Source organism: Acidovorax cavernicola (assembly GCF_003581445.1).
In genome coordinates this window covers 1-1,302 of record NZ_QXMN01000228.1, presented here as the reverse complement: position 1 = coordinate 1,302, position 1,302 = coordinate 1, and the positions used below count along the sequence as shown (strand labels likewise).

The window sequence follows — 1,302 nt, the reverse complement described above, 5'->3', positions numbered from 1 at the left end:
TCGTTCCACAGGCCCAGGCAGGCCGGAGTGATGCGGCCTTCGGGCGACACGCCCGTGGCTTCGACGATCACCAGGCCGGCGCCGCCGCGCGCGATCGATGCATAGTGGGTCTGGTGCCAATCGGTGGCGTAGCCATCGACGGCGCTGTACTGGCACATCGGCGGCACCGCGATGCGGTTGCGCAGCGTGACGTCCTTGAGGGTGAAGGGGGAGAACAATGCGGACATGCTGATTTTCTGGGAAGCGGAAAAAACAAAGGGAGCGGCCCGTGCCGCGGAAAATCCGCGGCCGGGCGTGGGCGACGCAAACGGCCGCAGAAACGACGAACGCTCTGGGCCCACTGCAGGAAATGGCGGCGCCCTGAAATAAATCAAATTCTATAAATTTATGATCTACATCACCTGGCGCTATATCACCAGCGATGGGCTGGCGGTCAGCGCGGGTCGGCGCAGGACTTGACCAGCAGCTCGCGCAACCAGCGGTGCGCGGGATCGTGGTGGGTGCGCTCGTGCCAGACGGCGGTCTTGCTGAACCCCGGCACCTCGAGCGGTGGCTCGCAGACCACCAGGCCCGCCATGCCCGCGACCAGGCGGCTGGGCAGGATGGCCACCATGTCGCTGGCGCGCAGGATGTCCGGCAGGATCAGAAAGGATTTGACCGACACCGTGACCTGGCGCTGCTTGCCGAGTTTTTCCAGCGCCTCGTCGGTCACGCCGTAGAAGCCCCCGCCCTCGTAGGAGCCCAGCGCATGGTCGAGCGCGCAGAACTGCTTGAGCGTGAGCTTGCGCCCCGTCGCTGCGGGGTGGCCTTCGCGCAGCACGCAGACATAGCGCTCCTTGAACAGCTCGCGCGCATGCAGATCGGGCGGCGTTTTTTCCGGACTCAGCAAAGCCAGGCTCACCTGACCGCGTTCGAGCTGGGCCTGCACCTGCCCGTTCTCCACCGGCACCAGCGACACGCGGATATGCGGCGCCAGCGGCTTGAGCGCCGCCAGAAAGGGCACGGCGATCGCGCGCAGCGCGTAGTCGGTCGAGGCAATGGTGAAGGTCAGGCGTGCGGTTGCCGGATCGAACTGCGGCGGCTGCAGCAAGGCGTCGATCTCGGCCAGCATCTGCTGCACCGGCAGGCGCAGATCGAGCGCGCGCTGCGTGGGCACCATGCCGCGCTGGGCGCGCACAAACAGCGGGTCGCCAAAGCTCTCGCGCAGGCGCGTCAGCATGCCGCTCATCGCCGGCTGGGTCAGGCCCAGGCGCGCCGCGGCACGCGTCACGTTGCACTCCGCCAGCAAGGCGTCGAGCGCCT

2 protein-coding genes are annotated in these 1,302 nt (G+C 67.1%); both read right to left on the bottom strand.

The genetic code is table 11. The features are described from left to right. Positions 1-227, bottom strand: a 227-nt coding sequence (locus D3H34_RS32760; RefSeq protein WP_491047161.1) for an oxidoreductase, incomplete at its 3' end; no start/stop codon positions are given. Positions 228-433: 206 nt separating this feature from the next. Further along, on the bottom strand, positions 434-1,302 hold an 869-nt coding region (locus D3H34_RS32755), incomplete at its 5' end, for a LysR family transcriptional regulator (RefSeq protein WP_119558876.1).